Source organism: Enterococcus sp. AZ020 (genome assembly GCF_050499205.1).
In the GTDB taxonomy this organism is placed as follows: Bacteria; Bacillota; Bacilli; order Lactobacillales; family Enterococcaceae; genus Enterococcus_L; species Enterococcus_L dunnyi.
In genome coordinates this window covers 294,110-320,261 of sequence record NZ_JBIPAT010000001.1, presented here as the reverse complement: position 1 = coordinate 320,261, position 26,152 = coordinate 294,110, and the positions used below count along the sequence as shown (strand labels likewise).

Sequence of the window (26,152 nt, the reverse complement as noted above, 5' to 3'; positions counted from 1 at the left end):
TTGAGAGATAACGCAATACGTTGTCTCTCAAGTCTTTTTAATTTATTAAATGCTATCAACTAAGACTAAAAAAAAATGTCGTTTTGTAGTATAATCGTCAAGGGTAGAGAAAGGCGGGGAAGCAATGAAGAAAAGTCAAATATATGCAGTGGTCGATATTGAAACAACAGGTACAGATTCGACAATTGACCGAATCATCCAATTCGGCTGCGTGCTGATCCAAGACGGAAAAATCATTTCCCGATTTGCAACAGATATCAACCCCAATCAAGCTATTTCTCCACAAATTCAAAAACTTACAGGTATCAGTAATAGTAGAGTCCAAAAAGCTCCTTATTTCGAAGATGTTGCACTGACGATCTACAATCTTTTAGCAGATACTGTGTTTGTCGCTCATAATATTTATTTTGACTATTCATTTTTAGCACAGGAGTTAGTTCGCTGTGGTGCACCAAAACTAGAGATTCCTGGAATCGATACAGTTGAGCTGTCACAAATTTTTTTACCAACGGAAAAAAGTTTTCGTTTGGGTGATTTGTCTGAAAGCTTAGGATTAGTTCACGATAATCCGCATCAAGCAGATAGTGATGCACAGGTCACTGCGGAATTGCTATTATTGATCGAAGCGAAGATGCGCCGATTACCGCTGATCACAATGGAAGCTATCGATAAGTTGAGTCAGCAAACCGGCATGGATACTAGTCGTTATATCCATTATATTTACGAAGAGATGAAACAGGAGATTTTACCATTATCTAAAGAGTATCGAGTCGTTTCAGGAATCGCATTAAGAAAAAAAGAAGTCCCGCTTTTTGAAGAAAAATTGTATGGTCAAACGGCATTTCCAAAAAAGAAAAAGACCAAAGAAAAGATTTTTGGTCAAACGATAAGTTATCGTTCGGAACAAAGTCGTATGATGAATTTGGTTTATGAGCATTTTACTCAGGATGAAAGCAAAGACTTGTTTATCGAAGCTGCAACAGGTACTGGGAAAAGCTTAGGTTATTTATTTCCTTTGAGCTATCTAGCAACGCCGGAAAAGCCATTGATCATTAGCACGGTTTCGATTGTTTTACAAAATCAATTGCTGGAGAAGGATATCCAATTGGCTAATCGAATTTGTCCCAGACCACTTCAGGCGACGATCATCAAAAGTCATCGCCACTATATTGATTTACAGCGCTTTAAAGCGACATTGAATGATCCTTTGCCGCAAAAGCAATATGCTCTTTATCAAATGGGGGTTTTGGTCTGGCTCCTAGAAACGCTGACTGGTGATTTAGACGAATTGCAGCTGATCAATTTTAATCATATTTTTTGGCGTGATGTTGCTCATCGAGGAATTGATTTTCTATCCAGTAAAGATGCGCTGTATCAGGAAGATTTTGTCCGCTTTCTTTATAAGAGAGTCAAACAAAGCAATGTTTTGATTGTCAATCATGCATTTTTGGCACAAGAATCGCTTAGAGAAACAGCACTTTTGCCCAAAAGCCCTTATTTGATTATTGATGAGGCTCATCATTTACCAGACATAGCAGGCAAGATTTCTCACCGTCAATTTAATTATGCATCATTTAAAAAGCAATTAGCACTCTATTTAGAAGAAGAACAGTTGTTTGATCAAGTGACGCATATCTTCGATGAGGCTAAGGAAGAACGGCGCTTGTTGCGAATCTATTGTAAAGCAGCTACTGACTTAGTTGAGGAATTCAGTGATCTTTTTTATGAAATCAATACTTTATTTCCAAAGCAAAAGCGGCAATCGATGGAGACAGAACTGTTAGTCAAATCATTGTTCGATCAGCTGTCTTTAGAAGGAGAATCTTCAATTCAAAAAATCGAGATCTTATTATCTGAAATGAGAGAGATCCAAAAAAGAATTCAGCAATCAATTGAAGAACATTTAGAAAAATATACCTCCTCTGATCGAATCGTTTTTGTACGGTTGCTGCAGTTTTTTGAACAAATCGACCGTTTACACGAGTGTTTTGATATTTATGTAAATGAATGGCAGCCGCGCTGGATCAAGGAGTACAGCTGTACTTCGCAAGGGTATGGTGCTTTAGCTATCAATGATCTGGAAGCGAGTATTTTACCTGCAACAACTTGGTATGAGCGGTATCAGCATATTCTATATACTGGTGGGACATTAAAGTTTGGTAGAGATAAAAAATATTTGCCAAATAAATTAGGTGTGCCCGATGCCTTATTCAAGATACTTCCTGATCCTTATGACTATGAACAGCATGCGCGTTTGTATATTCCAACGGATGGTATTGCCGTCAATCAAGTGAATAATGCTGAATTTTCAGCCTACATTGCAACGGTTATTCAGGAAATTTCAAAGCAGGATCGTTCTATTTTAGTGCTCTTTACCTCTCATGAGATTCTTTCAAGCGTCTATCATCGCCTGCATCAGCCTTTTCTTAATGATGGGCGGGAACTTTTGGCCCAAGGAATCAGCGGAAGTCGAGAAAAAATCTTAAAACGATTCATTCATTCTAAAAATAGTATTTTGTTAGGAGCAGATAGCTTTTGGGAAGGGGTAGATTTGCCAGGTGATACCTTATCCCTTCTGATCGTTACTCGTTTGCCTTTTGAAAATCCTCAGCGGCCGTTTGTAAAAGCACGTTATGAGTACTTAGAGGAAAAAGGCATCCAGGCGTTTGCCCATGAAGCATTGCCGAAAGCAACTTTGCGTTTACGGCAAGCATTAGGTCGCTTGATTCGTTCAAATGAAGATCAAGGTGCGATGATCGTTTTAGATCGTCGTTTGATCACGGCAAAATATGGAAAACAAATGATCAAGGCTCTGCCAAAGAATTTACCTGTGAAAGAAGCACCATTAACTGAAATAACGACAGAATTAGCTGATTTTTTAAATAGCTGACAAAAAGAAATTTACTTGCTAACTATTAAATTAAAAATAGTTTTCTGCTATAATGATAGCCAGTAAGTGAGGAAAGGGCGAGGCGATTGCAGGAAAAAAAAGAACAAAATGAAGTGAAAAAAAGAAAGATTCTTTTAGGAATCATTACAGCCTTATTAGTGATGATCGTTCTGGTTGTCATTTTCTATGTACGGGCGACTCATCCGTGGAAACAAGCTGAAAAAGAAGCTACAGCAATCGCAAAAGAGTATGCTCAACTTGAATCAGTCGATAACTTTTACTGGTTTACTAGGAAAGAAACCTCCTTTGCAGTGACGGGAAAAGATGCTAAAGGAGAAGAATTAGTCGTCATCATTCCGAAATCAGGGAAGAACATTACTGTACTAAATCAAAAAGACGGGGTAGAAGAAGGACACATTCGCCAGATCATGAGCACGGATTACAAAGAAAAAGACATACAAAAAATCAGCTTAGGTCTATACGAGGATAAGCCTACATGGGAAGTTATTACTAAAAGCGATGACGGTTCCTTATCCTACTACTTATTGTCATTTGAAAAAGCAGAAGAAATCATGATCATAAAAAATGTCTGACGAGACGTTTTATGCTATTGTAAGAAGTAAAAAAACAGGTAACGCAACACATGAAAAATGAAGAATAAAAAATGAATGGAGTAAACCGTATGGAGATATCAACGCGTGCACAAAAATTAGAACCTTCAGTAACCTTGGCGGCTTCAGCCAAAGCAAATGCCCTAAAAGCTCAAGGCCAGGATGTGTTGAGTTTAACAGTTGGTGAACCAGATTTTATGACACCTAAAAATATCCAGCAGGCAGCGATTCGGGCGATCGAGAGTGGTCAAGCCAGCTACTATACACCATCTGCCGGTATTAAAGAATTAAGGCAAGCAGTCACAGAATATATTCAAAGCAATTATCAATTAAAATATCAGATGGAAAATGTTATTATCACTGATGGTGCTAAATTTGCTTTATACTTACTTTTTCAAGCAGTCTTAAACCCTTTTGATGAAGTGATCATTCCGGTTCCTTATTGGGTGAGTTACGGTGAACAGGTGAAATTAGCTGAGGGAGTACCAGTATTCATTACATGTGCACAGGAAGAAAAATTTAAGGTCACTGTGGAACAGCTAGAAAAAGCACGAACAGACAAAACAAAAATTTTGATCCTAAACTCACCTTCCAATCCTACAGGGATGATTTACACAGAAGAAGAATTAAGAAAAATCGGTGACTGGGCTGTCTCCCATGATGTTTTGATTGTCTCAGACGATATTTATGGTAAATTGGTTTATAATGGCGCTGTTTTTACGCCCATAGCAACCTTATCAGAAGAAATCCAAAAGCAAACCATCATTATCAATGGTGTTTCTAAAAGCTATGCGATGACCGGCTGGCGAATTGGCTATGCAGTAGGAGATCAAGCAATCATTAGTGCAATGAATGACATAGCTTCACAATCAACGAGCAATCCGACAGCAGTCAGTCAATATGCCGCAATTGAGGCTTTGAGTGGTGAACAGGATACTGTAGAAACAATGAGACAGGCTTTTGAAGAGCGTTTAAACAAAATATACCCACTTTTTGCAGCAATTCCAGGCTTCAGAATGGAAAAGCCGCAAGGTGCCTTTTATCTATTTCCAAATATCAAAGAAACGATGGATCTTTGCGGCTATACTGATGTGACAAAATGGGTGGATGACTTATTGGCAGAAGCACATGTCGCATTAGTCACTGGAGCAGGATTTGGTGCGCCGGAAAATGTTCGGATCAGTTATGCAACAGATCTGCAAACCTTAGAAGAAGCGGCAAAGCGGATCACTGCATTTATTGAAGTAAAATCAGCAAAATAAATACTCAATTCGGGATGGCAAAAAAGAAATGAATGGAGAGACGATTGTGGAACAAATTCAAATTATTGATTCAAAACATCATGTGGGGGAAACCGTAAAAATCGGCGCTTGGATCGCCAATAAACGTTCAAGCGGGAAGATCGCTTTTTTACAATTACGTGATGGGACAGCTTATTTTCAAGGGATCGTTGTCAAAAGTGAAGTTCCTGAAGAGGTCTTTCAATTAGCGAAAAGCTTAACGCAAGAAACCTCTGTTTGGATCACTGGTGAAATCAGAGAAGATAGCCGCTCAAAATTTGGTTATGAGATCGGTGTGACTGGCATCGAAGTGATCGGTGAAAGTCATGAATATCCAATTACACCTAAAGAGCATGGAACAGACTTCTTGATGGATCACCGTCATTTATGGCTGCGTTCATCCCGTCAGCATGCAATTATGCAGATCCGTAACGAAATCATTCGTGCGACATATGAATTTTTCAATAAAAACAACTTCGTAAAAATCGATCCGCCGATTTTAACAGCAAGCACAGCAGAAGGCACGACAGATTTATTTGAAACGAATTATTTCGATCAAAAAGCGTACCTATCTCAAAGTGGTCAATTGTATATGGAAGCAGCAGCTTTAGCTTTTGGAAAAGTATTCTCATTCGGACCGACCTTTAGAGCAGAAAAATCTAAAACACGCCGTCACTTGATCGAATTTTGGATGATCGAGCCTGAAATGGCCTTTATGCATCAAGAAGAAAGTTTGGAAGTCCAAGAGCAGTATGTAGCTTTCTTGGTTCAAAGTGTATTGGATAATTGTGATTACGCTCTTGATGTTTTAGGACGTGATAGAGAAGTCTTGAAAAAATATACACAATTACCATTCCCGCGTATTTCTTATGACGAAGCGGTTGAATTACTGAAAGAAAATGGATTTGATGATATTGAATGGGGAGATGATTTTGGTTCACCGCATGAAACCTTTATCGCAAATTCTTTTGATCGTCCTGTATTTATTTTGAACTATCCAAAAGCGATCAAAGCCTTTTATATGAAACCACATCCTACACGTGATGATGTTGTGATTTGTGCGGATATGATCGCACCAGAAGGGTATGGCGAAATCATTGGCGGTTCAGAACGTGCTGTCGATCATGATTATCTATTAGAGCAAATTCGTAACCATAATCTAGATGAAGCAGAATACGCTTGGTATTTAGACTTACGTCGTTACGGATCAGTACCGCACTCAGGATTTGGTTTAGGTTTAGAACGTACAGTGACTTGGCTCGCTGGGATCGAACATGTTCGTGAAGCAAGTCCATTCCCACGCTTATTGAATCGTATTTATCCATAAAAAAATCTTATGAAAAGCTGTCGAAACAAAGTAGCTACTTTGCTTCGATGGCTTTTTTTGTGCGAAAAACAGCTCTTACTTTGCGCAATGAAAAAATGAACTGACGTAAAAGATCAAGAAGAAAAGAGAAAAGTTAAGGCAAATTGTTTAGAAATCCAGTAACTTATGGTAGAATTGACAGAAAGTACAATAAAAGGACTGAATCCAAATGGAAAACCCAGCACAAATCAAAAGAAAACATTTTCGTTTTCCAGCTTATGACGATGATTTAGGTGTAAAACTAACTTCAGAAAATAAACGAACATTGTTTCAAGATGAACCAATGTTGACAAATACGACATCCGTACAACCTCAGGCGCCAGTGATCGATCCAATCACAGCTCAGCCGACAATGACAAAGCAACCGACTCAAGCGAATAATAACAATGTCTCTCATAGCCCAGAGCAGATGGCCGAACTTGCCCAACACAAGTCGAATCTGCCAAACTATATGATGAGTCACAATAAAACAACAACAAAGCAAAAAACAAATCTATTTGGTAATATGCCGAAAAGAAATAGCTATGGATTTGGCAGCTCATCTACGAACCGAGACAAAAAGGCAACATCAAGAGATTATACGTATGAAGCTCGTTCTTACTTCGTACCAAAGTATATCCCGGCGTCTGTGATCCCGGAAAAAAAAACGCCAGCGCTAACAGAACAAGAGCTGGCTACGGCGATGAAAAAAGATAAAAATTCGTATCTGTTATTTGATGATGAGCCAGCAGCGTTTCAAGTCAAAGGAAATGAAGATCCGACGGTAAAAAAATTCAACATTCCGAAAGAAACACCTGAGATTCCTGTGACAAGACGTCAGTACCAACAAATCAAACCAGATATGGAACGTTTTGGTAAAGAAGATATCAGCCAAACACTGCCGCGTTCTAGAAAAGAGTTAAAAACAGCCAAAGCAAATGCAAAGAGCCAAACAGCTTATGGTCAAAAAGTAGCAGAGGCCGAAAGCGAAAAAAAACGCGGTATTTTAGATAAACCATTAAGTGGTATCATTGAAGATTCAAGTATGGAATTAGAAAATAGCAAGTATTTTAATTAGTAGTATTCTGAGACAAAACAGTCACTGGTTTTGTCTCAACTTTTTGTGTCTTTTAAAATAGCAAAGCAGCACAACTATTTTTGGGTTGATTATTTTGTGATTTTGTACGATAATGGGTAGCATGCATTTGCTGACTATTATAAGAAAACAGAATTTACATAGAGATTTCAGGAAAAGAGGATTATAATGAGCAATCAAGAAAAATTACATCATTTTGTTGGCATAAAAGGTTCTGGAATGAGTTCATTGGCTCTTGTTTTATTTGAGAAAGGGTATCGTGTGCAAGGGTCTGATGTAGAAGAATATTTCTTTACACAGCGTGATCTAGAAAAGGCTGGAGTGAAGATCCTACCATTCAACGCAGACAATATCACGAAAGATATGGTTGTTATCGCTGGAAATGCGTTTCCAGATACACATGAAGAATTGGTTCGTGCAAAAGAGTTAGGTGCTGAAATCATTCGTTACCATGATTTTATCGGACGTTTTATTCAGCCTTATACAAGCGTTGCAGTGACTGGTTCTCATGGGAAAACAAGTACGACAGGTTTACTTTCTCATGTATTGACAGGAATCGCCCCAACAAGCTATTTGATTGGTGACGGGACAGGACATGGGGATCCTAAAGCGCAGTTCTTCGCTTTTGAAGCTTGTGAATATCGCCGTCATTTTCTTGCTTATTCACCCGATTATGCAATCATGACGAACATCGATTTCGATCATCCTGATTATTATAAGAGTATCGAAGATGTTTATTCAGCATTCCAAACAATGGCAGCACAAGTGAAAAAAGGTATTTTTGCTTATGGAGATGACAAATATTTGCGCCAATTATCAGCAGATGTGCCGATTTATTATTATGGGTTGAATGATGATGATGATATTCAGGCTAAAAATATTCAACGAACAACACAAGGTTCTTCTTTTGATGTTTACCATAAAGATGAATTTGTAGGGCACTTTGTTTTACCGGCTTTTGGTCAACACAATATCATGAACGCACTTGGTGTGATCGCAGTTGCCTACTTTGAAAAACTAGACATGTCTAAAGTAGCAGCAGAAATGCTGACTTTTGCAGGTGTTAAACGCCGTTTTACTGAGAAAAAAGTCTCAGATATGATCATTGTTGATGATTACGCACATCATCCGACTGAAATCATGGCGACGATCGATGGCGCACGTCAAAAATATCCTGATAAAGAAATTATCGCTGTGTTCCAACCTCATACCTTTACACGCACGATTGCATTGATGGATGAATTCGCGGATGCATTAGATTTAGCAGATCATGTTTACTTGTGTGATATTTTTGGATCGGCAAGAGAACAAAAAGGTGATGTAAAAATCGAAGATTTGGGTAATAAGATCGAAAAAGGCGGTCAAGTAATCAAAGAGGATAATGTTTCACCGCTATTAGACCATGAAAATGCTGTGATTATTTTTATGGGTGCCGGAGATGTTCAAAAATTTGAGCAAGCCTATGAAACATTATTGAGTAATACAACAAGAAACGTTCTATAATTTATTGTTCAAGACGATAATATGAAGCTTTGGCGATTTGCCGAAGCTTCTTTTTAACTTGCCTTTTGTCGTCATTTTGGTACAATAATCTTATCATTAGTGGAGGTGTACTAATTTGAATATCGGAAAACCGAGAAAATTAGGCAAAACCATCGAAGATATTGAGGAAGGCGATTCGCTGTCTTTAACTGAGTCGATCGAAGATAAAGATTTACTTCTTTATTTGGGCTTAACGAATGATGCCAATCCTTTGTATATCCAACATGATTATGCCCAAAAAACAGAATACGGTAAGCCGATCGTTCCATCGATCATGCTGATGGGGATCATTACCAGTGCGATTTCAAAGCATTTACCAGGACCAGGCTCTCATGTGGTCAATTTTTCGGTGAACTTTGTAGGACCAGTCTTTCATTACGAAACACTGACATTTCAATTTGAAGTGATCAAGGTGGATAAAATGAAAGATGTTGTGACGATTTCGATCGAAGCTGTCAATGAAGAAGGAGACCGTGTGCTTGATGCAGTTGTCATGGTTCAGCCGCCTCAAGTGACAATAGACGAACTGGAAGAGAAAGAAGGAGAAATGAATGAATAACGGAGCAGTAGCAAATGTTGGTTTGAATAAGTTTTATTCAAAAATTTACGCGTTTTTAGCGATGGGAATCGGTATTAGTGCGTTAGTATCATATCTAATATTGAATGTATATTTCTTTGAAGTAGTGATGTTTTTATACAAATATCCAATGGCTTTTTATGGATTTTGGATTGCAGAATTAGCGTTAGTTGTTTTCTTAGGTTTTAAAGCAGCTAAAAATCCGACACTAGCAATCAGCGGATTTGTTGTATATTCTATACTGAATGGCATTACATTGGCTGTAACATTAGCGATGTATACAGAAGGAACCGTTGTAGCGGCTTTTGTTAGTGCAGCAGCTACGTTTGGAGGAATGTCATTAGTTGGGATTTTTACAAAACGTGATCTTTCTGCTATGGGACATGCAGCATATAGTGCGTTGATCGGTCTGATCATTGCGATTTTCCTGAATGCATTTATTTTAAAGAGTGGTCCTGTTGAATACTTTATTTCAATTTTGATGGTCGTTATTTTTGCAGGTATCACTGCGTATGACAATCAAAAAATCCGTACATTGTATACACAAACAGGCGGACAGCCAGGTACAGGGATCGCGGTTTTCATGGCATTACAATTATATCTTGATTTTATCAATTTATTCTTAGCATTCTTACGTATCTTTGGTAAAAACAACTAATAAAAGAACTTAGAAAAAGACACTCAGGATTCTTCTGAGTGCCTTTTTTTGTTTTGAATATACGTATTTATCGTGTTTTTATGCATAAAAATTCTTTTATTTGTTTTATTTTGCATAAAAATCATTGACTATCATGAGACATTGATTTATACTTTTAGAAAATCAGAAAAATGAGACGTTTGTTGTGGAATGTTTATTAGAGGTTGTCTCTTTGGGAAGGGTGTAAGTGATAGGGATGGATGAAAAAATACCAGAAGGATTTAAATTTTATGGCACGCATGCCGGCATCAAGAAAAAAAGAAAAGACTTTGGTTTGATCGTAGCAGATCACGTGTGTCATGCGGCGGCTGTTTTTACTAAAAATACGTTTTGCGGTGAATGTATACCGATCGGTAAAGAACATGTCAAAAATGGAGAATTACAGGCAGTCGTAGTAACTAGTGGGGTTGCAAATGTGGCGACTGGCAAAGAAGGACGAGAGAATGAGTTTCAGATTTTAGATAAAATTTCGTCTAAACTGGCGATTGCTCAAGAAAATATTTTACCATCATCGACAGGTGTGATCGGACCACAATTACCTATTGAAAAAATCAATACATTTTTGGAGACGCATTCGCTGGAGCTTACAGAAAACTATGAAGACTTTGCCGAAGCTATTTTAACAACAGATCAACGGATCAAAGTGCAAAGTCTTGAGGTCGGTGAGGGAAAAATTTTAGGTATCGTCAAAGGATCGGGGATGATCGAGCCGAATATGGCGACCATGCTGGCTTATATTTTAACAGATATAAAAATCAGCAAAGAAGATATCTATCCAATGTTAAAAATCGCGGTTGACCAATCGTTTAATACAATCAGCATCGATTCAGATACAAGTACGAGTGACACAGTTGCCTTATTAGCAAGCGGTCATAAGACAGCTTCGATGGAAGAGCTGCAAATAGCCTTAAACCAAGTTTGTCATGCATTGGCATTAGATGTTGTGAAAGATGCTGAAGGAGCGACAAAAACGATGTTTGTGACGGTCAAAAATGCTATGAGCCAAGAACAGGCAAAGAATGCTGGAAAATCAATAATCAATTCGCCATTAGTGAAGACCGCTTTGTTTGGTCACGATCCAAATTGGGGCCGAATTGCAATGGCGCTTGGGAAAACAGATGGACTTATTTTTGACCCTAATAGGGTTGAGATTTCTTATGGCGAATATCCGATTTTCTCTGAAAACCATGAAGAGCTGCAAAATATCGAACAAATCGCATCGTATATCCAAGAAAATGAGGATATCTATTTAACGGTCGATCTACACCAAGGAACTCACGATTTCCAAGTGATCGGCTGTGATTTGAGCTATGAGTATGTCAAAATAAACAGCGATTATTCTACTTGATTTCATAAACTAAGGAGCATAGGACAAAAGTGTTCAGCTCATTTCAGAAGCCTTCAACTCTTAGTACTTTAGCACTTAGAATGTTGCTAGCTTCACTTTGTTCTTTAAACAATGTGTTAACTGATGTGGTCGAAGCGTAACGTAGTAGCCGCTTTTTTCTCACCACTTATTCAAAATTAGAGTCCAAAACAAAACTGGTTTTTAGTTTTGTTTTGGGCTTCTCTTTTCATTTACGAATGTATGTTCTATAATGGAGAAATGACAGGTGGGAAAAAAATGAAAGATAGACAACGGATCGCAGTCCGCAGTTTAGTAGAATTTATTTTGCGTAGAGGTAGTATCGATGCAAGACATACAAGTGAACATACGGCGGCTGAAGGAGCGAAAATCCATCGTAAATTGCAAAAAGCGGCTCCAGCTGGATATAAGAAGGAAGTTAAGCTTTCGATCGATGTAGAAATGAATGGTCAAACATACTTCATTGAAGGACGTGCCGATGGCATTTTTACAGATGAGGACAAGGGGACCGTCATTGATGAGATAAAAAGTTCAGAACCTGATTTCTCTGAGCTGCGGGAAGAACAGATCGATATGTACTGGTACCAAGTCATGTGTTACGGGCACATCTATTGTCAACAAGAAGAGCTAGAAACGATCACATTACAACTAACGTATTTTCAAACGACAACGGAAGAAATCACGCGAACAGAAAGGATATTTACAAAACAGGAGCTGTGTGAATTTTTTGATGATTTGACCAGCAAGTACGAGCAATGGCTGATTTTTAAAATGAATTGGCGAAAGATCAGAAATGACTCTTTGAAAGAACTTCCGTTTCCGTATGGTGATTATCGCAAAGGGCAAAGAGAATTAGCCGTTGCTGTCTATAAAACGATTTTAAGTGATCAAAAGTTGTTTGTAGAAGCACCGACAGGAACTGGTAAAACGATCTCTACATTATTTCCAACACTAAAAGCAATCGGTGAAGAACAAGCAGAACGTGCATTTTACTTAACTGCGAAAACGATCACACGTCAGGTAGCAGAAGATGCAGTAGAAGCGATGAAACAAAAGAATCTGGAATTAAAAAGTGTGACCTTAACAGCAAAAGATAAAATTTGTTTTTTGACTGAACGAAATTGCACACCGGAAGCGTGCCCTTTTGCGAATGGGTACTATGATCGTCTGAATGAAGGGTTATGGGATCTGTTAAACAATGAAAATCAATTTACAAGAGAAGTTATTGAACGCTATGCGAAAAAACATAGTCTTTGCCCGTTTGAGTTGTCGTTAGATGTAAGTTTATGGTGTGATCTTGTGATTTGCGATTATAATTACTTATTTGATCCCACCGTATATTTAAGAAGGTTCTTCGAGGAGCAGCAAGAAGAAAAAGAAAATATTTTTCTAGTCGATGAAGTTCACAATCTAGTGAACCGTTCTAGAGAAATGTATTCAGCTTCTTTAGCTAAAAATACATTTAGCTCATTAAGAAAAACGCTTGGGAAAGAGCAGCAAAAACTGACACGAGCTATCCGGAAAGTCGAAAAGGAATTTGAGAAGATCGAACAAATCTGCAAAGAAGAAGAAAAAGACTTTCTGCATCAAAGTGCACCCATTGATTCGCTTGTAAAAGCGGCTTACACACTATCTGATAAAATTGGTGAATGGCTGCCGGAGAATCAAACATACGAAGAACTGAACCAAGTGTTATCCGTTTATTTTGATGTACTGAATTATACTAAAATCAGTGAATATTATGATGATCATTATTGTACTTACGTTGAGTGTCAGAGCTACGACGTGACTGTAAAGCAATTTTGCATCGATCCTTCCTATTTATTAGAGCAAAAATTAGACAAGGGCAAAGCGAGTATCTTATTTTCAGCTAGTTTGACTCCATTAGATTATTATCAAGAGGTTTTGGGTGGAGGAGAAGAAAGTTTGAGATACCGTATTCCGAATCCTTTTACTAAAGATAATCAGCTGTTAGTCATTGAAAATCATATTCAAACGACCTACAAGGAACGGGAACGGAATTATCTAAAGATCGTGGAAAGTCTAACAAATATGATCCAACAGCGAACTGGAAATTACTTTGTCTTTTTTTCATCTTATTCTTATATGGATGTCGTGTATGATCTATTCAGAGAAAAAAATCCAGGAATCAAAACCAAGCTGCAGGCTTCTTCTATGAATGAAGCTGAGCGGGAAGCTTTTTTAGCTGACTTTGTTTCTGATCCAGAAGAAACGTTGTTGGGCTTTTGTGTGTTAGGCGGGATTTTTTCAGAGGGAATCGATTTAAAAGGAACGCGATTGATTGGCACAGCGATTGTTGGGGTGGGTTTACCGCAGATCACTCACGAACAAGAATTGATCAAACGTTATTACGACTTAGAAAAAAATCAAGGGTTTCAATTTGCTTATCAAATCCCCGGAATGAACAAAGTGCTGCAGGCAGCAGGGCGTGTCATCAGGGATAGCGAAGATCGAGGAGTTGTATTATTGTTGGATCAGCGTTTTTCCTCTGCAGCTGTGCGACAATTTTTTCCGCCGCATTGGGATCAAAGTCAAACGGCTTATTCTGCCGAACGTTCAAAAGAATTACAGCAACGATTTTGGCTTTCAACAAATGAATGAGCATAGAAAAAAATTACGTTTACTGTTATACTAAAAAAGCGAATCTTCTTATAAAAATAAAAAAGCAGGCGGACGATTTGTCGGCTCTTTTTTAGAGAAAAGAAGAATAAGAATCATAGGTGAAAAGAGGCTAAGTAATGAAAACTATTCTTGTTTTGCATACAGGCGGGACAATTTCAATGTCTAAAGAGGCAGATGGTAATGTAGCACTCAATACAATGAATCCCTTACTCGAACAAGAAGCTTTGCCGGATGGTAAGGTCAACTTGATCGTTGAATCGATTTTTAATATTCCTTCTCCTCATATGACATTAACACGTATGCTTGAGCTAAAAGAGCGAATTCAGCAGGCACACGCTGAAAAAATCGATGGCGTCGTCATTACTCATGGGACCGATACGTTGGAAGAAACAGCTTATTTTTTGGATATCACGCTGGAAAATAAAATTCCCGTCGTTCTGACTGGTGCGATGCGGTCAAGCAATGAAATCGGGACAGACGGCTTGTATAATTTCATCAGTGCTGTATGGACTGCTTGTTCGGAGGAATCTCAGGGAAAAGGTGTTTTAGTGGTGATGAACGATGAGATCCATACGGCTCGTTATGTAACGAAGACGCACACTACAAATGTAGCAACATTCCGGACGCCGACTTTTGGACCGATCGGTATGATCGCCAAGGAAAGAACTTTTTTTGCAAGTGAAGTGCGGCCGCAAGAAATATGTGATATTCAAGAAGTTGAAGGAAATGTATATGTCATTAAAGCATATGCTGGGATGGATCAGCAGCTGTTTGATTTAGTAGACAATGACCAGACGGATGGTTTGGTCATCGAGGCTCTTGGTGCGGGAAATCTTCCACCACAGACCTTACCTGCGCTAAAACGACTCTTGCAAAGAAAAATTCCGATCGTTCTTGTTTCACGTTGTTCGAATGGAATCGCTGAGGACATCTATGATTATGAAGGCGGCGGCGTGAATCTTAAAAAAATGGGCTTGATTTTTTCAAGAGGATTGAATGGTCCTAAGGCCCGTATTCGCTTGATCGTTGGGTTGAATAGTGGAAAAAATATGCAGGAGTTAGTAGAATTTTTAAGTGAATAGATAATAAAAAGAGCCTGATTTTTTGTGAGCGATCAACTAGTCCATTTAAGCTTGGATTTTTTGATCATCGCTAAGAATCAGGCTTTTTTTCATTTAGATAAATAAAAGAAGATAGTAGCTGAATCAACGATAATTAGTAAACTGAAGTTCAACAGGTAGATCAAGTGTTCTAAGTAATGTAATCACCTTTTGTAGATCATCACGGCTTTTTCCAGTCACACGAATTTTGTCTTCTTGGATTTGTGATTTTACTTTGATTCCTGAATTTTTGATTGCTACATTGATTTTTTTTGCATTGTCTCGATCGATGCCGCTGATCAGATCACCGTATTGACGGACGTTTCCTCCAAGAGCCTTTTCGCTATCGGAAAAATGGATATTTTTAATTGGAACTGCCCGTTTTACTAATTTGCTGAATAAAACATCTTTGACTTGCTCAACTTTATAATCGTCTTCTGCAACTAGAACTAATTTTCCATTTTCTAGTTTTATGTCTGCAATTGAACCTTTGAAGTCAAAACGATTTTTGATTTCTTTCAATGCGATTTGGATCGAATTTTTGACTTCTTCCATATTCATCTCAGAGGTGACGTCGAAACTTGCTTCTTTTGCTGCCATTAGTTAACCGCCTTTCATTCATTTCTTCCTTTTATAGTACCATTAAATAGCTAAGAAACAAGTCCTAACCATTTTTTGATCAACAGTCGTTCAGAATAAAAGAATCCTCATTTTTGGCTTTTTTTCTTTTCTTTTTTCAGGCAACCTGTTATTCTAATTCGTGGGATTTGACTTGGACAAACAGGACATAGAATGACTATTCAGTATGTTTGGTAATGGGAGGAATTATGGTGGGCAAGCGAGCTGCTTCATATAAACAAAATGAATTACTGAAAAAATTTGCTGTTATTTTTATCACGGGAATTTTGGCGGCAGTTGGATTGAATTTTTTTCTAATTCCCGCAAGAGTCTTCTCTGCTGGAATGAACGGGGTAGCGCAAATCATTGCAACGCTGCTGTATACACATTTTTCAATCACGATCGATACAGGTTTATTTATTTTACTATTGAATATACCGATTTTTGTATTAGGCTTTATTAAACTAGGGAAAGAATCGACTATTTTCAGTTTTCTGAATGTTGCTTGGATTTCAGTTGTGACCATGTTTCTACCTATCGTCGTGATTACGGAAAATCCATTGATGAATGCGATCGTTGGTGGTGTGTTGATCGGGATCGGCGCAGGGTTATCTTTGAAGATGGGGTTTACGACAGGTGGAATGGACGTTATTTCACTAGTCTTATCAAAGACGACTGGGAAAACGGTTGGAAATTATATGTTTATGTTGAATGGCATCATTGTTGCTGTTGCAGGCGTTGTGTTTGATTGGGAGAGTGCGTTATATACGATTATTTCGATCTATTGTTTAACACAGGTCGTGGATACGATCCATACCAGTCATCAAAAAATCACAGCGATGATCATAACAGTGAATCCTGAAACGGTTGCTCAGGCGATTTCCAAAGAAATGGTTCGTGGGATGACATTATTGCCGTCTATCGGCGGATATTCGGGTGTAGAAGGTCGAATGATCATGATGGTGATCACACGATATGAACTCTATGACCTAGAACAAATCGTTTATTCAGTCGATGAGAATGCATTTATGAATATTTTGCCTACACAATCGGTCTTAGGGCGATTTGCCAATGAAGATGAACAGCGGATTTTTAAAAGTACAGGATCTTTTCCAGAGTTAAAAAAACATAAAATGAAACTCTAATAAAATAAATCTTTGCTTGATCATAAGATCCGAAAAGAGGGATATCAACATTTATTTCTGAAGGAATAAATGTTGATACCCCTCTTTTTTTTCGACAAATAAACCTGAGTGTCTACTCTTTTGTGAAAGAATGGACAAAAATTTTCTGAAAAAGGTAATTTTAGTAGAAAAGTACTAAAAAGTCTGCTAAAATGTAACTGTTAGTTAAGGGACGCCCTTAACAAATAAAGTTTTTTAAAACTTAGGAGGAATTTTATTATGCCAGTAGTATCAGGAGCAGAATTCTTAAAAGCTGCACGTAAAGGCGGATATGCAGTTGGTGGATTCAACACAAACAATTTAGAATGGACTCAAGCAATTCTAAAAGCTGCCGAAGCTAAAAAAGCACCAGTTCTTATCCAAACATCAATGGGCGCAGCAAAATACATGGGCGGATATAAAGTGGCTAAAGATATCATCACTGATTTAGTTGATTCAATGGGTATCACTGTACCAGTTGCGATCCACTTAGACCATGGTGACTATGAAGCAGCTTTAGAATGTATCGAAGTTGGCTATACTTCAATCATGTTTGATGGTTCTCATCTTCCATTTGAAGAAAACTTGAAATTAGCTAAAGATGTCGTTGAAAAAGCACACGCTAAAGGAATCTCTGTTGAGTGTGAAGTTGGTTCGATCGGTGGAGAAGAAGACGGGATCATCGGTGCTGGTGAATTAGCTGACATCGAAGAATGTAAACAAATGGTTGCTACAGGTATTGACTATTTAGCTTGTGGTATTGGTAACATTCATGGTCAATATCCTGAAAACTGGAAAGGCCTTGCTTTTGATCACTTACAAGCAATCGCTGATGCTGTAGGTTCTGATGTTCCTTTAGTATTACACGGTGGTTCAGGTATTCCTCAAGAACAAATCCAAAAAGCTATCTCAATGGGTGTATCTAAAGTCAACGTAAATACTGAATTCCAATTATCTTTTGCTAAAGCAACTCGTGAATATATCGAAGCTGGCAAAGACAAAGAAGGAAAAGGCTTTGACCCACGTAAATTGTTAGCACCAGGTGTTGCTGCAATCGTGAAAGATGCAGAAGAGCACATCGACTGGTTCGGTTCTGCTAACAAAGCATAATCTAATTCTTTAAACCCTGAGCTGGACTGCTGAAAAGCAGTTCGGCTTTTTTTATTTTTTTCTAAAAGTTTATAATACGTTTCTTTTTTTGAGCGAAAACGCCTAAAACATGAGAAAAATAAGAAAGAGAATACGTGTTGGCTTTTTTATTATCTTCTGATGTGTTAGAATAGTTTGGGTATATCACAAAAAATAAAACTATTTGTTTTACATAGATAGGTGAGAAGATAAATGAAAAAAATTGTAATCAATGGGAACCGCCCGTTAACGGGAGAAGTTTGTATCAGTGGGGCAAAAAACAGTGCAGTGGCGTTGATTCCAGCAGCTATTTTAGCGGATTCACCAGTCACATTGGATGGGGTACCAGATATTCAGGATGTCCATTCATTAATTGAAATTTTAGAAATTATGGGTGCTAAAACAACATTTGAAAATAATACATTAGTGATCGATCCAACGGAGATCGTCTCAGTACCGATGCCGAAAGGAAAAATCAATAGTCTTCGTGCATCTTATTACTTTATGGGGTCATTGCTGGGAAAATTTGGTGAAGGAGTAGTTGGTTTACCAGGAGGCTGTTATTTAGGTCCCCGTCCAATCGACCTTCACATCAAAGGATTTGAATCTCTAGGAGCAACTGTGACAAATGAACACGGAGCGATGTATCTAAGAACAGAGGATGGTCTTCATGGAACGAGGATCTTCATGGATATGGTGTCGATCGGCGCAACGATCAATGTTATGCTGGCCGCTGTCAAGGCAAAAGGGAAAACGATCATCGAAAATGCTGCTCGTGAACCTGAGATCATCGATGTCGCTACCTTGTTGAACAATATGGGAGCCAATATCCGTGGAGCAGGCACAGATATTATCCGTATCGAAGGTGTGGAACAGCTGCACGGCTGCCGCCATTCGATTATTCCGGATCGTATCGAAGCAGGGACCTATTTGGCTTTAGCTGCTGCAATGGGTGAAGGTGTAACGGTTCGTAATGTCATTTATGAACACCTAGAAAGCTTTATTGCAAAATTACAAGAAATGGGTGTGAAAATGACGATCGAAGAGGACAAGATCATCGTTCATCCTTCCCACGATTTAAAAATGACAACGATCAAAACGTATCCATATCCTGGATTTGCGACAGATCTTCAACAGCCGATCACGCCGTTGATGTTAAAAGCTAAAGGAACAGGCGAAGTGATCGACAGTATTTATACGCAACGGACAAAACATATTCCTGAATTAGTACGAATGGGTGCGGATGCATCGATCGAAGGCAATATGATCGTCATCAATGGCCCTGCTAAATTGCATGGTGCTGAAGTAGTCGCTTCTGATTTACGTGCAGGTGCTTGTTTAGTGACTGCTGGACTGATGGCAGAAGGTACGACCACGATTTACAATGTTGAATACATTTTACGAGGCTATGATCATATCATTGAAAAATTAACAGCCTTAGGTGCTGATATCCAAATGATCGAAACAGAAGAAGAAATCGAGGTGACTAAATGAGTGACTATTTAACGATGGCGGAACTTGAAAATAGCACACTAAAGGACATTTATGCCTATGCGAAGGAATTTAAGATCCCTTATTACAGCCAAATGAACAAAAAAGAATTGTCTTTAGCAGTAATTAGAGCTCAGGCCGAGAAGCAAGGGTTCTTCTTTATGGAAGGAATTTTGGATATCGTTTCTCAAGATGGGTATGGTTTCTTACGTCCAATCAATTATGGACCAAGTGCTGAAGATATTTACATCTCCTCTTCTCAAATCCGTCGATTCGGGTTACGTAATGGGGATAAGGTTGCTGGAAAGGCACGCCCCCCAAAAGAATCGGAACGTTATTATGGCTTGATGCATGTTGAAAGTGTGAATGGCAAAGATCCGGAAGAAGCTAAAGAGCGTCCTCACTTTCCAGCGTTAACACCTCTCTACCCAGAAAGACAAATCAAATTGGAAACGACACCCGGCAGATTATCAACTCGTATGATCGATATTTTCTCTCCTGTAGGTTTTGGACAGCGCGGTTTGATCGTTGCGCCACCTAAAGCTGGGAAGACTAGTGTTTTAAAAGAAATTGCCAACGGCATTACTGAAAATTACCCTGATGTAGAATTAATTTTATTATTGATCGATGAGCGTCCGGAAGAAGTGACTGATTTAGAACGCAGCGTCAAAGGTGATGTCGTATCATCAACATTTGACCAACAGCCGCAGAATCATACGCGGGTTTCTGAACTAGTCTTGGAACGTGCGATGCGTTTAGTTGAAGATAAGCGAGATGTTGTGATTCTGATGGACAGTATCACACGTTTGGCTCGTGCTTATAATTTAGTCGTACCGCCAAGTGGACGAACATTGAGCGGCGGTATCGATCCTTCTTCTTTTTATAGACCAAAACGTTTTTTTGGTGCAGCTAGAAACATTGAAGAAGGAGGCAGTCTAACGATTTTAGCAACTGCTTTAGTGGATACCGGAAGTCGAATGGACGATGTGATCTATGAAGAGTTCAAAGGGACAGGGAATATGGAACTGCATCTATCACGTGATTTAGCAGATCGCCGTATCTTCCCAGCCATCGATATCAAAAAATCAGGAACACGTAAAGAAGATCTGTTGATGTCTTCTGAGCAACTAGAAGAAACATGGAAGCTGCGTAATCATATGACAGGCGATTCTCTGGAATATACAGAGCAATTTGTTAAATTTTTACGTAAAACAAAAAGCAATGAAAAATTCTTTGAAGATTTCCATGATGTATCCTTCGGAAAACAAAGCAAAAGAAATGTAAAAAGATAATTGCATCGATGAATGAATCATGCTATTATAGTACTGTTGTATACCGACAAAATAACTCTGATGCAGCAAATGGATCAGGGCAAAGGAGCGAAAAGACTATGAAACAAGATATCCATCCAGAATATCACCCAGTCGTATTTATGGACTCAACAACTGGTTTTAAATTCTTATCAGGTTCTACTAAGCACTCTGAAGAAACAGTTGAATGGGAAGACGGAAATACTTACCCAGTAATCCGTGTCGAAGTAACATCTGACTCTCATCCATTTTACACTGGACGTCAAAAATTCACACAAGCAGACGGACGTGTGGACCGTTTCAACAAGAAATACGGTCTCAAAGACGAAAACGCTGCAGAGTAATAAAAACATTGATTATAAAATGTTTGGCAGATCACATCTATCATGTGATCTGCTTTTTTTGTTTTAAGTGGATCATTCGGTTGCAGCAAAAGTTGATTTGTATTTCTAAAGCAGTTAAAATGTACGTAAGTAAGTCATTTTATAAAGTTAACTTAACATTTATCTATAATGAATATGCGAGAATAAAGTACTGAATTGGAGGGGACGAGATGTATAAAATTGCTTTATGTGATGATGAAGCGTTCCAAAGTACAAAGCTAGAGAAAATGATTGAAGTTCATTTATCTGAACAAAATATTGAATTTGAAATTGATATTTATGAACAAGGAGAATCGTTGTTGAGAGCCATTAAGCAACAAACCACCGTTTATCAAATTATTTTTCTTGATATAGAAATGTCAGGAATAAATGGGATAGAAACAGCGAAAAAAATAAGAGAGCATGATGAACATGTTCTTTTGAACTATATTACAAGTTACGATAAATATAGTTTGGCCAGTTTTGAAGTATCTCCGTTCAGGTACTTATTAAAACCAATTGAAAAACAAAAAATAAACTTCTTATTGGATTCTGCAATTGAAAAAATCAATTTGGGTAATCATTATCTATTTTTTAAATCAAATAGGAGACATTATCAACTGTGCCATGACCAAATTATAATGATCTCTTCTGAAAAAGGGAGACAGATTCGGATTGAACTGACTAGTGAAGAGCAAGATATTGTGTTTTATGGAAAAATTAAGGAATTAGAACAGACGCTTAATCTTTTGATTTTTGTTAAAGTCAACCATGGAACAATCATCAACATGAATTGTATAAAGAGTGTTGAGGATCAGTTGATCCATCTAATTAACGGGAAAAGTGTATCGATCAGCAGAGGAAAGAGAAAACAATTCTCAGAAGCGTATAATCATTTTATTGAAAGGTCAATTGGCATATGAGTGATTTTCTATTTCTTTTATTAGCAATCTTTTTAGTTGGTCTTCAAGGGTGGTATATAGCTGTTTATTTAACTAGTTTTTTAGAATTGAAATTTAGTAGGAAACGATTTTTTCTTTTATGTATCTTGGCAGTGTTAAGTACTAAGATTACGGTTAATAATGGAACCGAAATGATCGAATTTAGATATATGATTTTTTTGATCATTGCATGTCTAGTCGTTTTTTGTTTTTTTGGATCAATTGTCCAAAAGATGTTTCATTACTTTTATATCGTGTTCTTATTTTTATTTCAGAATAAGCTATTAGTGTTATCTCAGGGAAAATCTGATCCAGATGAGGTTTTAATTCAATTTATATTTTCATATAGTTCGATCACAATTTTGGCGATATTAATTGTTGGATTTTTGTACTATTTTAAAAATTCTAATGAAATAGGGCTGGAAAATAGAGAATATTTAATGTTATCAGTTGCTCCATTCCTATCTATTTTACTATTTATGTATCCATTTGATTTTAGTGTCTGGGAAGAGATTTTTTTTAGTCTGGCGATGATGGGTATCAATATGATGAACATTTTTTTGTATAATTATTTAACTGAAAAAACATATCTATTACAACAACAAATTTTAGTTGGTGCACAGAATCAGCATTATGAAGATGTTTTAAAAAAACAGCAAGAATTACGTACACTTAAACATGATTTAAAGAATCTATTGCTTGGACTGAACTATCATGTATATAATGAAAACCTCGAGGAAGCTAAGTTATTGTTGAAAGAAATCACTGCAGGTTCAATAGATACATATGTATCTTATACTGAGTGCTGGCCAATAGATACAATATTAAGTAGCAAAATTAGTCAGATGAAGAAGCAAAACGTTCAGTTTGCATTAGAATTGAAAGTTCCAGTAGATTTAACGATTGATGACAAAGTAGTAGATATTTGTGCGATTTTAGGAAATATTTTGGATAATGCTATTGAAGAATGTGTCCGAATCGAAAGTGAGCTACAAATAAATATTTGTATTTATTATCATGAAAAAAAATTGATCTTCAAAGTAACGAATCCTACAAATATCAAAGATTTAAATATTTCAAATAAACTAATAAAATCCTCTAAAAAAAGAGGAAGATACGGTTTAGGAATCAATAGTATCAGAGAGCGAGTAAAAAGGTTAAAAGGATATTCAGATTTTTCTTGGAAAGCAAATGAATTTAAAGTGATTATCGTTTTGCCAATTGGATAAGAGAGTTTTTGACATATTGAGGATCAATAGTCAAAAGCTCTTTTTTTTGTACTTCATTATCTCATCAACAATTTGATACATAAAAGCATACAAATTACTACATAAATAGTATGAAGTGACTAAATAGCACATATACTAGACATACCAATTACATTGTAAATGATAAGAAAGTTTGTCATTGGTAAATATGTTCTTAAAAGGAGGTGGAAAGCTATGTTACTATTTGCTTCTAAAAAAGGGAAAAAAGCTGGCTGTGTGTCAGTAGGAGCTATTTTTTGTGCATCTGTAGGTCATTATATTAAAGAAATTAAGAGCGATGTTTAACAAGAAAATGATGCTTAAAGATAACGGTAAAAAAGGGAGAAAAACTTTTTTACCGTTGTTTTTGAAAAGGAGTGATCAGAATTAAGAATATAGAGTTGAAACTAACTGAAAAGAAGCTGCAGACACTATTCATTAGTGTAGGGATATCTGTTGTGTCAGGTGTGGCATTGTTGACTTTGGTCTTAATAATGAATATTTTGCCTACAAAGTCTGGAATCTTATTAAGGATGACGTTACCTACAGTTATTTCTCTTGTAATAATTCCTATTGCTTTGGCAAAGTTTTTGAACAAGACAGAGAAAGTGTTTTTTAAATGGAGTAAAAAAGAATTATGGATATCATCGATTTTAATCGTTGCTTTCTCTATCATTTACTATAACCTTAATGCAAATTTATTTGGTAAATTTACAATACTTTTTCTACTTGCTCATTATTTTCTTGCAGCATTTTCAGAAGAATTTTTATACCGAAACATTATCTTAAACGAATTATTGGAGTCGTGGAATACCTTTTACAGTGTCTTATTATGTGCACTTATTTTTGCAGTGATTGGACATGTAGGAGAGAATCCATTAGATAATTTAGTGTATCGTTTCCCGCTAGGAGTAGTTTTTTCAATCGTAAGATTAAAAACAAACTCTGTATTATATACGTCTGTTATACATGCTTTTTATAATTTGTTGCTGATTGCAGGCTGATTATTTTAGAAAGAAAAGGAGTGGATCGTGTTGAGCATACTTAGAGAAAAGAATATTTATATTGCTCCTGTCATTTTCTTAGGTTTGTGGATTTATGTTGTTATGGCAGTTAGTTCTTTTAATTTCTTATCTGCATTTGCTTTTATCGTTATTGTTCCAGTATTGCTTTTTTCAATTTCGGTTGCACTTATAGTTAATAAATTAAATATAAGAAAAAAAATAGAAAATTATATTATTTTTGTTGCTTCTGTTTTATATTCAGTTGCGTTCTATCTGCTCGTGAACACACTGATTAGTGAAACGGTTGTCTCTGAAATTATTAATAACACCAAAAATATTGTTGGAGATGCAGAAAATTTGAGTATTAGCAATGTAAGTTTCAATAATAATTTATCCTCTGTATTCATGGTATTTTTGATGGTTTTGGTTTTTACAAAAATCGCTCAATTTATATTTAGAAGAAAGTTGGTGAAATAATATGTACATAAATACACATACAAGTAGTTCAAAAATCAAAGGAATCAACATGATTTTCAATTTTGATAATGGGGTTGTAGCAGGAATTGACGCGAGAGGAGCTACATTTTTTAATGAAATAAAAAAAGGAAAAGCTGTTGAAAGGGATCTATTGACGGAGGAAGAGAAAGTTTTTTTAGACTTTCTTTTGGACAATGAGTTCATTTCGTATGCACCCTTAAAGAAGAAAGAACAAGTAATGACAGCTTATCTTCATTTAACTAATCAATGTAATTTGCACTGTGTTGGTTGCTATTCATTTGATGATAAAAGAAATAGCGCAGATGACATGAATTATGAAGAAATTTGTCATTCTATAAAACAATTAGCGAGTGCAGGAATCCAGAATCTTGTATTTTCTGGTGGGGAACCGTTATTACGAAATGATTTATTGGATATTGTTCGATATGCGAAAATCAACTGTGGTCTTCCCAATATTGTTTTGATTACGAATGGAACGATTTACAATAAGGAAAAACTTGCTGGTCTATCAAGATACGTGGATACAGTTTCGGTTTCAGTAGATTCATACGCTGAAGACTGCCCTTCGTTTATACGAGATGAAGGCATCTTTAAAAAAATTATTCGAACAATCAACTATTTAAAAGAAACTGGAAGTAATGTAAATATTTTGCCAACGGTTCATCATTTGAATGCGCATAAGTTAAGTGAATATGTTTCGCTTGCAGATAAATTGGGTGTCACGATGAGTTTTAGTATCCTTACAGCTTGTTTCGAAGGAGAAATGAAGAGCTATTTACCACAGGCAGAAGATATTCAAAAAATCAGTGATTTTATGCTGGATACAGATTTAGCTATTGAAGATACATCGATTGGTGGAGAACAGCTTCAAGCAGAGAATTATTGTGGTGCAGGAAAAACGATGATTTCTATAGGAACTGACGGTAATGTTTATCCTTGCCATATGCTAATGTACGATGAGTTCTGTATAGGAAATATAAAAAGTGATACTGTTACGAATATGCGTAAACTTTCTGAAAAGGCACAACTTTTTTCTTCCTTACAGGTAGATAAATTGAATGGCGGATGTAAAGAATGCCAATTTAAATACTTATGTGGTGGAGGATGTCGAGCTAGAGCCTACTTAAAGCATGAAGATATATTAGCAAAAGATCCGTATTGTAATCTTTTTTATAACTATTATGAGGAGACCACTAAAACATTTCGTTAAAAAATAGGATAATGTAGGAATATTTTCGTCATT

At 37.0% G+C, this 26,152-nt stretch carries 22 protein-coding genes; 21 read left to right on the top strand and 1 reads right to left on the bottom strand.

The features are described 5' to 3' along the window. Window positions 1-124: 124 nt before the first annotated feature. The 11 genes from IGI58_RS01565 (at window position 125) to IGI58_RS01515 (ending at window position 15,129) form a co-directional block, all read left to right on the top strand. Window positions 125-2,890 carry a helicase C-terminal domain-containing protein gene (locus IGI58_RS01565; RefSeq protein WP_429954839.1) on the top strand — a complete coding sequence of 922 codons (2,766 nt, stop codon included), beginning with the start codon at window positions 125-127 and terminating at the stop codon, window positions 2,888-2,890. A gap of 86 nt (window positions 2,891-2,976) precedes the next feature. Beyond that, window positions 2,977-3,483 carry a DUF5590 domain-containing protein gene (locus IGI58_RS01560; protein WP_429954841.1) on the top strand — a complete coding sequence of 169 codons (507 nt, stop codon included), beginning with the start codon at window positions 2,977-2,979 and terminating at the stop codon, window positions 3,481-3,483. Window positions 3,484-3,572: 89 nt separating this feature from the next. Beyond that, window positions 3,573-4,763: a pyridoxal phosphate-dependent aminotransferase gene (locus tag IGI58_RS01555; RefSeq protein ID WP_429954843.1), complete on the top strand. Its 1,191-nt coding sequence runs from the start codon at window positions 3,573-3,575 to the stop codon at window positions 4,761-4,763. Window positions 4,764-4,809: 46 nt separating this feature from the next. Then, window positions 4,810-6,108, top strand: a complete 1,299-nt coding sequence (gene asnS, locus IGI58_RS01550) for an asparagine--tRNA ligase (RefSeq protein WP_087641562.1) — start codon at window positions 4,810-4,812, stop codon at window positions 6,106-6,108. Window positions 6,109-6,316: 208 nt separating this feature from the next. Then, window positions 6,317-7,204: a hypothetical protein gene (locus IGI58_RS01545; RefSeq protein ID WP_429954845.1), complete on the top strand. Its 888-nt coding sequence runs from the start codon at window positions 6,317-6,319 to the stop codon at window positions 7,202-7,204. Between the two features lie 186 nt (window positions 7,205-7,390). Further along, on the top strand, window positions 7,391-8,725 hold the full coding sequence (murC, locus tag IGI58_RS01540) for a UDP-N-acetylmuramate--L-alanine ligase (protein WP_087641392.1): 1,335 nt from the start codon (window positions 7,391-7,393) through the stop codon (window positions 8,723-8,725). 115 nt (window positions 8,726-8,840) lie between these two features. Then, window positions 8,841-9,323 (top strand): MaoC family dehydratase, encoded by a 483-nt coding sequence (locus tag IGI58_RS01535; protein ID WP_087641393.1) that lies wholly within the window; start codon window positions 8,841-8,843, stop codon window positions 9,321-9,323. Then, window positions 9,316-9,999 carry a Bax inhibitor-1/YccA family protein gene (locus IGI58_RS01530; RefSeq protein WP_429954848.1) on the top strand — a complete coding sequence of 228 codons (684 nt, stop codon included), beginning with the start codon at window positions 9,316-9,318 and terminating at the stop codon, window positions 9,997-9,999. The genes IGI58_RS01535 and IGI58_RS01530 overlap by 8 nt, the downstream gene beginning before the upstream one ends. A gap of 235 nt (window positions 10,000-10,234) precedes the next feature. Beyond that, entirely contained in the window at window positions 10,235-11,386 is a 1,152-nt protein-coding gene (argJ, locus tag IGI58_RS01525; protein ID WP_429955396.1) for a bifunctional glutamate N-acetyltransferase/amino-acid acetyltransferase ArgJ, read from the top strand. Between the two features lie 240 nt (window positions 11,387-11,626). Next, a complete protein-coding gene (locus IGI58_RS01520) occupies window positions 11,627-14,026 on the top strand; it encodes an ATP-dependent DNA helicase (RefSeq protein ID WP_429954850.1) in 2,400 nt (799 codons plus the stop codon). A 137-nt stretch (window positions 14,027-14,163) separates the two neighbouring features. Next, window positions 14,164-15,129, top strand: coding sequence for an asparaginase (locus IGI58_RS01515; protein ID WP_429954852.1), 966 nt, complete (start codon window positions 14,164-14,166; stop codon window positions 15,127-15,129). Window positions 15,130-15,252: 123 nt separating this feature from the next. On the opposite strand, the gene IGI58_RS01510 is transcribed toward IGI58_RS01515, so the two are convergent. Next, a complete protein-coding gene (locus IGI58_RS01510) occupies window positions 15,253-15,747 on the bottom strand; it encodes a YajQ family cyclic di-GMP-binding protein (protein ID WP_087641397.1) in 495 nt (164 codons plus the stop codon). A gap of 227 nt (window positions 15,748-15,974) precedes the next feature. On the opposite strand from IGI58_RS01510, the gene IGI58_RS01505 reads away from it, so the two are divergent. The 10 genes from IGI58_RS01505 (at window position 15,975) to IGI58_RS01460 (ending at window position 26,119) form a co-directional block, all read left to right on the top strand. After that, window positions 15,975-16,910, top strand: a complete 936-nt coding sequence (locus IGI58_RS01505; protein ID WP_429954854.1) for a YitT family protein — start codon at window positions 15,975-15,977, stop codon at window positions 16,908-16,910. Between the two features lie 258 nt (window positions 16,911-17,168). Beyond that, window positions 17,169-18,038, top strand: a complete 870-nt coding sequence (locus tag IGI58_RS01500) for a class II fructose-bisphosphate aldolase (RefSeq protein WP_087641399.1) — start codon at window positions 17,169-17,171, stop codon at window positions 18,036-18,038. A gap of 231 nt (window positions 18,039-18,269) precedes the next feature. After that, window positions 18,270-19,550, top strand: coding sequence for a UDP-N-acetylglucosamine 1-carboxyvinyltransferase (locus IGI58_RS01495; protein ID WP_429954856.1), 1,281 nt, complete (start codon window positions 18,270-18,272; stop codon window positions 19,548-19,550). Further along, window positions 19,547-20,839, top strand: coding sequence for a transcription termination factor Rho (gene rho / locus IGI58_RS01490; RefSeq protein WP_087641401.1), 1,293 nt, complete (start codon window positions 19,547-19,549; stop codon window positions 20,837-20,839). Before IGI58_RS01495 ends, rho begins: the two co-directional genes overlap by 4 nt. 98 nt (window positions 20,840-20,937) lie before the next feature. Beyond that, entirely contained in the window at window positions 20,938-21,201 is a 264-nt protein-coding gene (locus tag IGI58_RS01485; RefSeq protein ID WP_087641402.1) for a type B 50S ribosomal protein L31, read from the top strand. Between the two features lie 209 nt (window positions 21,202-21,410). Then, window positions 21,411-22,142: a LytR/AlgR family response regulator transcription factor gene (locus tag IGI58_RS01480; protein WP_429954859.1), complete on the top strand. Its 732-nt coding sequence runs from the start codon at window positions 21,411-21,413 to the stop codon at window positions 22,140-22,142. Continuing rightward, window positions 22,139-23,389, top strand: a complete 1,251-nt coding sequence (locus tag IGI58_RS01475) for a sensor histidine kinase (RefSeq protein WP_429954861.1) — start codon at window positions 22,139-22,141, stop codon at window positions 23,387-23,389. Before IGI58_RS01480 ends, IGI58_RS01475 begins: the two co-directional genes overlap by 4 nt. Window positions 23,390-23,865: 476 nt before the next feature. After that, window positions 23,866-24,411: a CPBP family intramembrane glutamic endopeptidase gene (locus tag IGI58_RS01470; RefSeq protein WP_429954863.1), complete on the top strand. Its 546-nt coding sequence runs from the start codon at window positions 23,866-23,868 to the stop codon at window positions 24,409-24,411. A gap of 30 nt (window positions 24,412-24,441) precedes the next feature. After that, on the top strand, window positions 24,442-24,888 hold the full coding sequence (locus tag IGI58_RS01465; RefSeq protein WP_429954865.1) for a hypothetical protein: 447 nt from the start codon (window positions 24,442-24,444) through the stop codon (window positions 24,886-24,888). Window position 24,889: 1 nt separating this feature from the next. Next, on the top strand, window positions 24,890-26,119 hold the full coding sequence (locus tag IGI58_RS01460) for a radical SAM protein (RefSeq protein WP_429954867.1): 1,230 nt from the start codon (window positions 24,890-24,892) through the stop codon (window positions 26,117-26,119). Window positions 26,120-26,152 lie beyond the last annotated feature (33 nt).

What these genes read in the sequence shown, in the direction of transcription:
- IGI58_RS01565 (WP_429954839.1), top strand. Translation starts at nt 125, where the DNA reads ATGAAGAAAAGTCAAATATATGCAGTGGTCGATATTGAAACAACAGGT.
- IGI58_RS01555 (WP_429954843.1), top strand. Translation starts at nt 3,573, where the DNA reads ATGGAGATATCAACGCGTGCACAAAAATTAGAACCTTCAGTAACCTTG.
- IGI58_RS01545 (WP_429954845.1), top strand. Translation starts at nt 6,317, where the DNA reads ATGGAAAACCCAGCACAAATCAAAAGAAAACATTTTCGTTTTCCAGCT.
- murC (WP_087641392.1), top strand. Translation starts at nt 7,391, where the DNA reads ATGAGCAATCAAGAAAAATTACATCATTTTGTTGGCATAAAAGGTTCT.
- IGI58_RS01530 (WP_429954848.1), top strand. Translation starts at nt 9,316, where the DNA reads ATGAATAACGGAGCAGTAGCAAATGTTGGTTTGAATAAGTTTTATTCA.
- argJ (WP_429955396.1), top strand. Translation starts at nt 10,235, where the DNA reads ATGGATGAAAAAATACCAGAAGGATTTAAATTTTATGGCACGCATGCC.
- IGI58_RS01520 (WP_429954850.1), top strand. Translation starts at nt 11,627, where the DNA reads ATGTTCTATAATGGAGAAATGACAGGTGGGAAAAAAATGAAAGATAGA.
- IGI58_RS01515 (WP_429954852.1), top strand. Translation starts at nt 14,164, where the DNA reads ATGAAAACTATTCTTGTTTTGCATACAGGCGGGACAATTTCAATGTCT.
- IGI58_RS01510 (WP_087641397.1), bottom strand. Translation starts at nt 15,747, where the DNA reads ATGGCAGCAAAAGAAGCAAGTTTCGACGTCACCTCTGAGATGAATATG.
- IGI58_RS01505 (WP_429954854.1), top strand. Translation starts at nt 15,975, where the DNA reads ATGGTGGGCAAGCGAGCTGCTTCATATAAACAAAATGAATTACTGAAA.
- IGI58_RS01500 (WP_087641399.1), top strand. Translation starts at nt 17,169, where the DNA reads ATGCCAGTAGTATCAGGAGCAGAATTCTTAAAAGCTGCACGTAAAGGC.
- IGI58_RS01495 (WP_429954856.1), top strand. Translation starts at nt 18,270, where the DNA reads ATGAAAAAAATTGTAATCAATGGGAACCGCCCGTTAACGGGAGAAGTT.
- rho (WP_087641401.1), top strand. Translation starts at nt 19,547, where the DNA reads ATGAGTGACTATTTAACGATGGCGGAACTTGAAAATAGCACACTAAAG.
- IGI58_RS01485 (WP_087641402.1), top strand. Translation starts at nt 20,938, where the DNA reads ATGAAACAAGATATCCATCCAGAATATCACCCAGTCGTATTTATGGAC.
- IGI58_RS01480 (WP_429954859.1), top strand. Translation starts at nt 21,411, where the DNA reads ATGTATAAAATTGCTTTATGTGATGATGAAGCGTTCCAAAGTACAAAG.
- IGI58_RS01475 (WP_429954861.1), top strand. Translation starts at nt 22,139, where the DNA reads ATGAGTGATTTTCTATTTCTTTTATTAGCAATCTTTTTAGTTGGTCTT.
- IGI58_RS01460 (WP_429954867.1), top strand. Translation starts at nt 24,890, where the DNA reads ATGTACATAAATACACATACAAGTAGTTCAAAAATCAAAGGAATCAAC.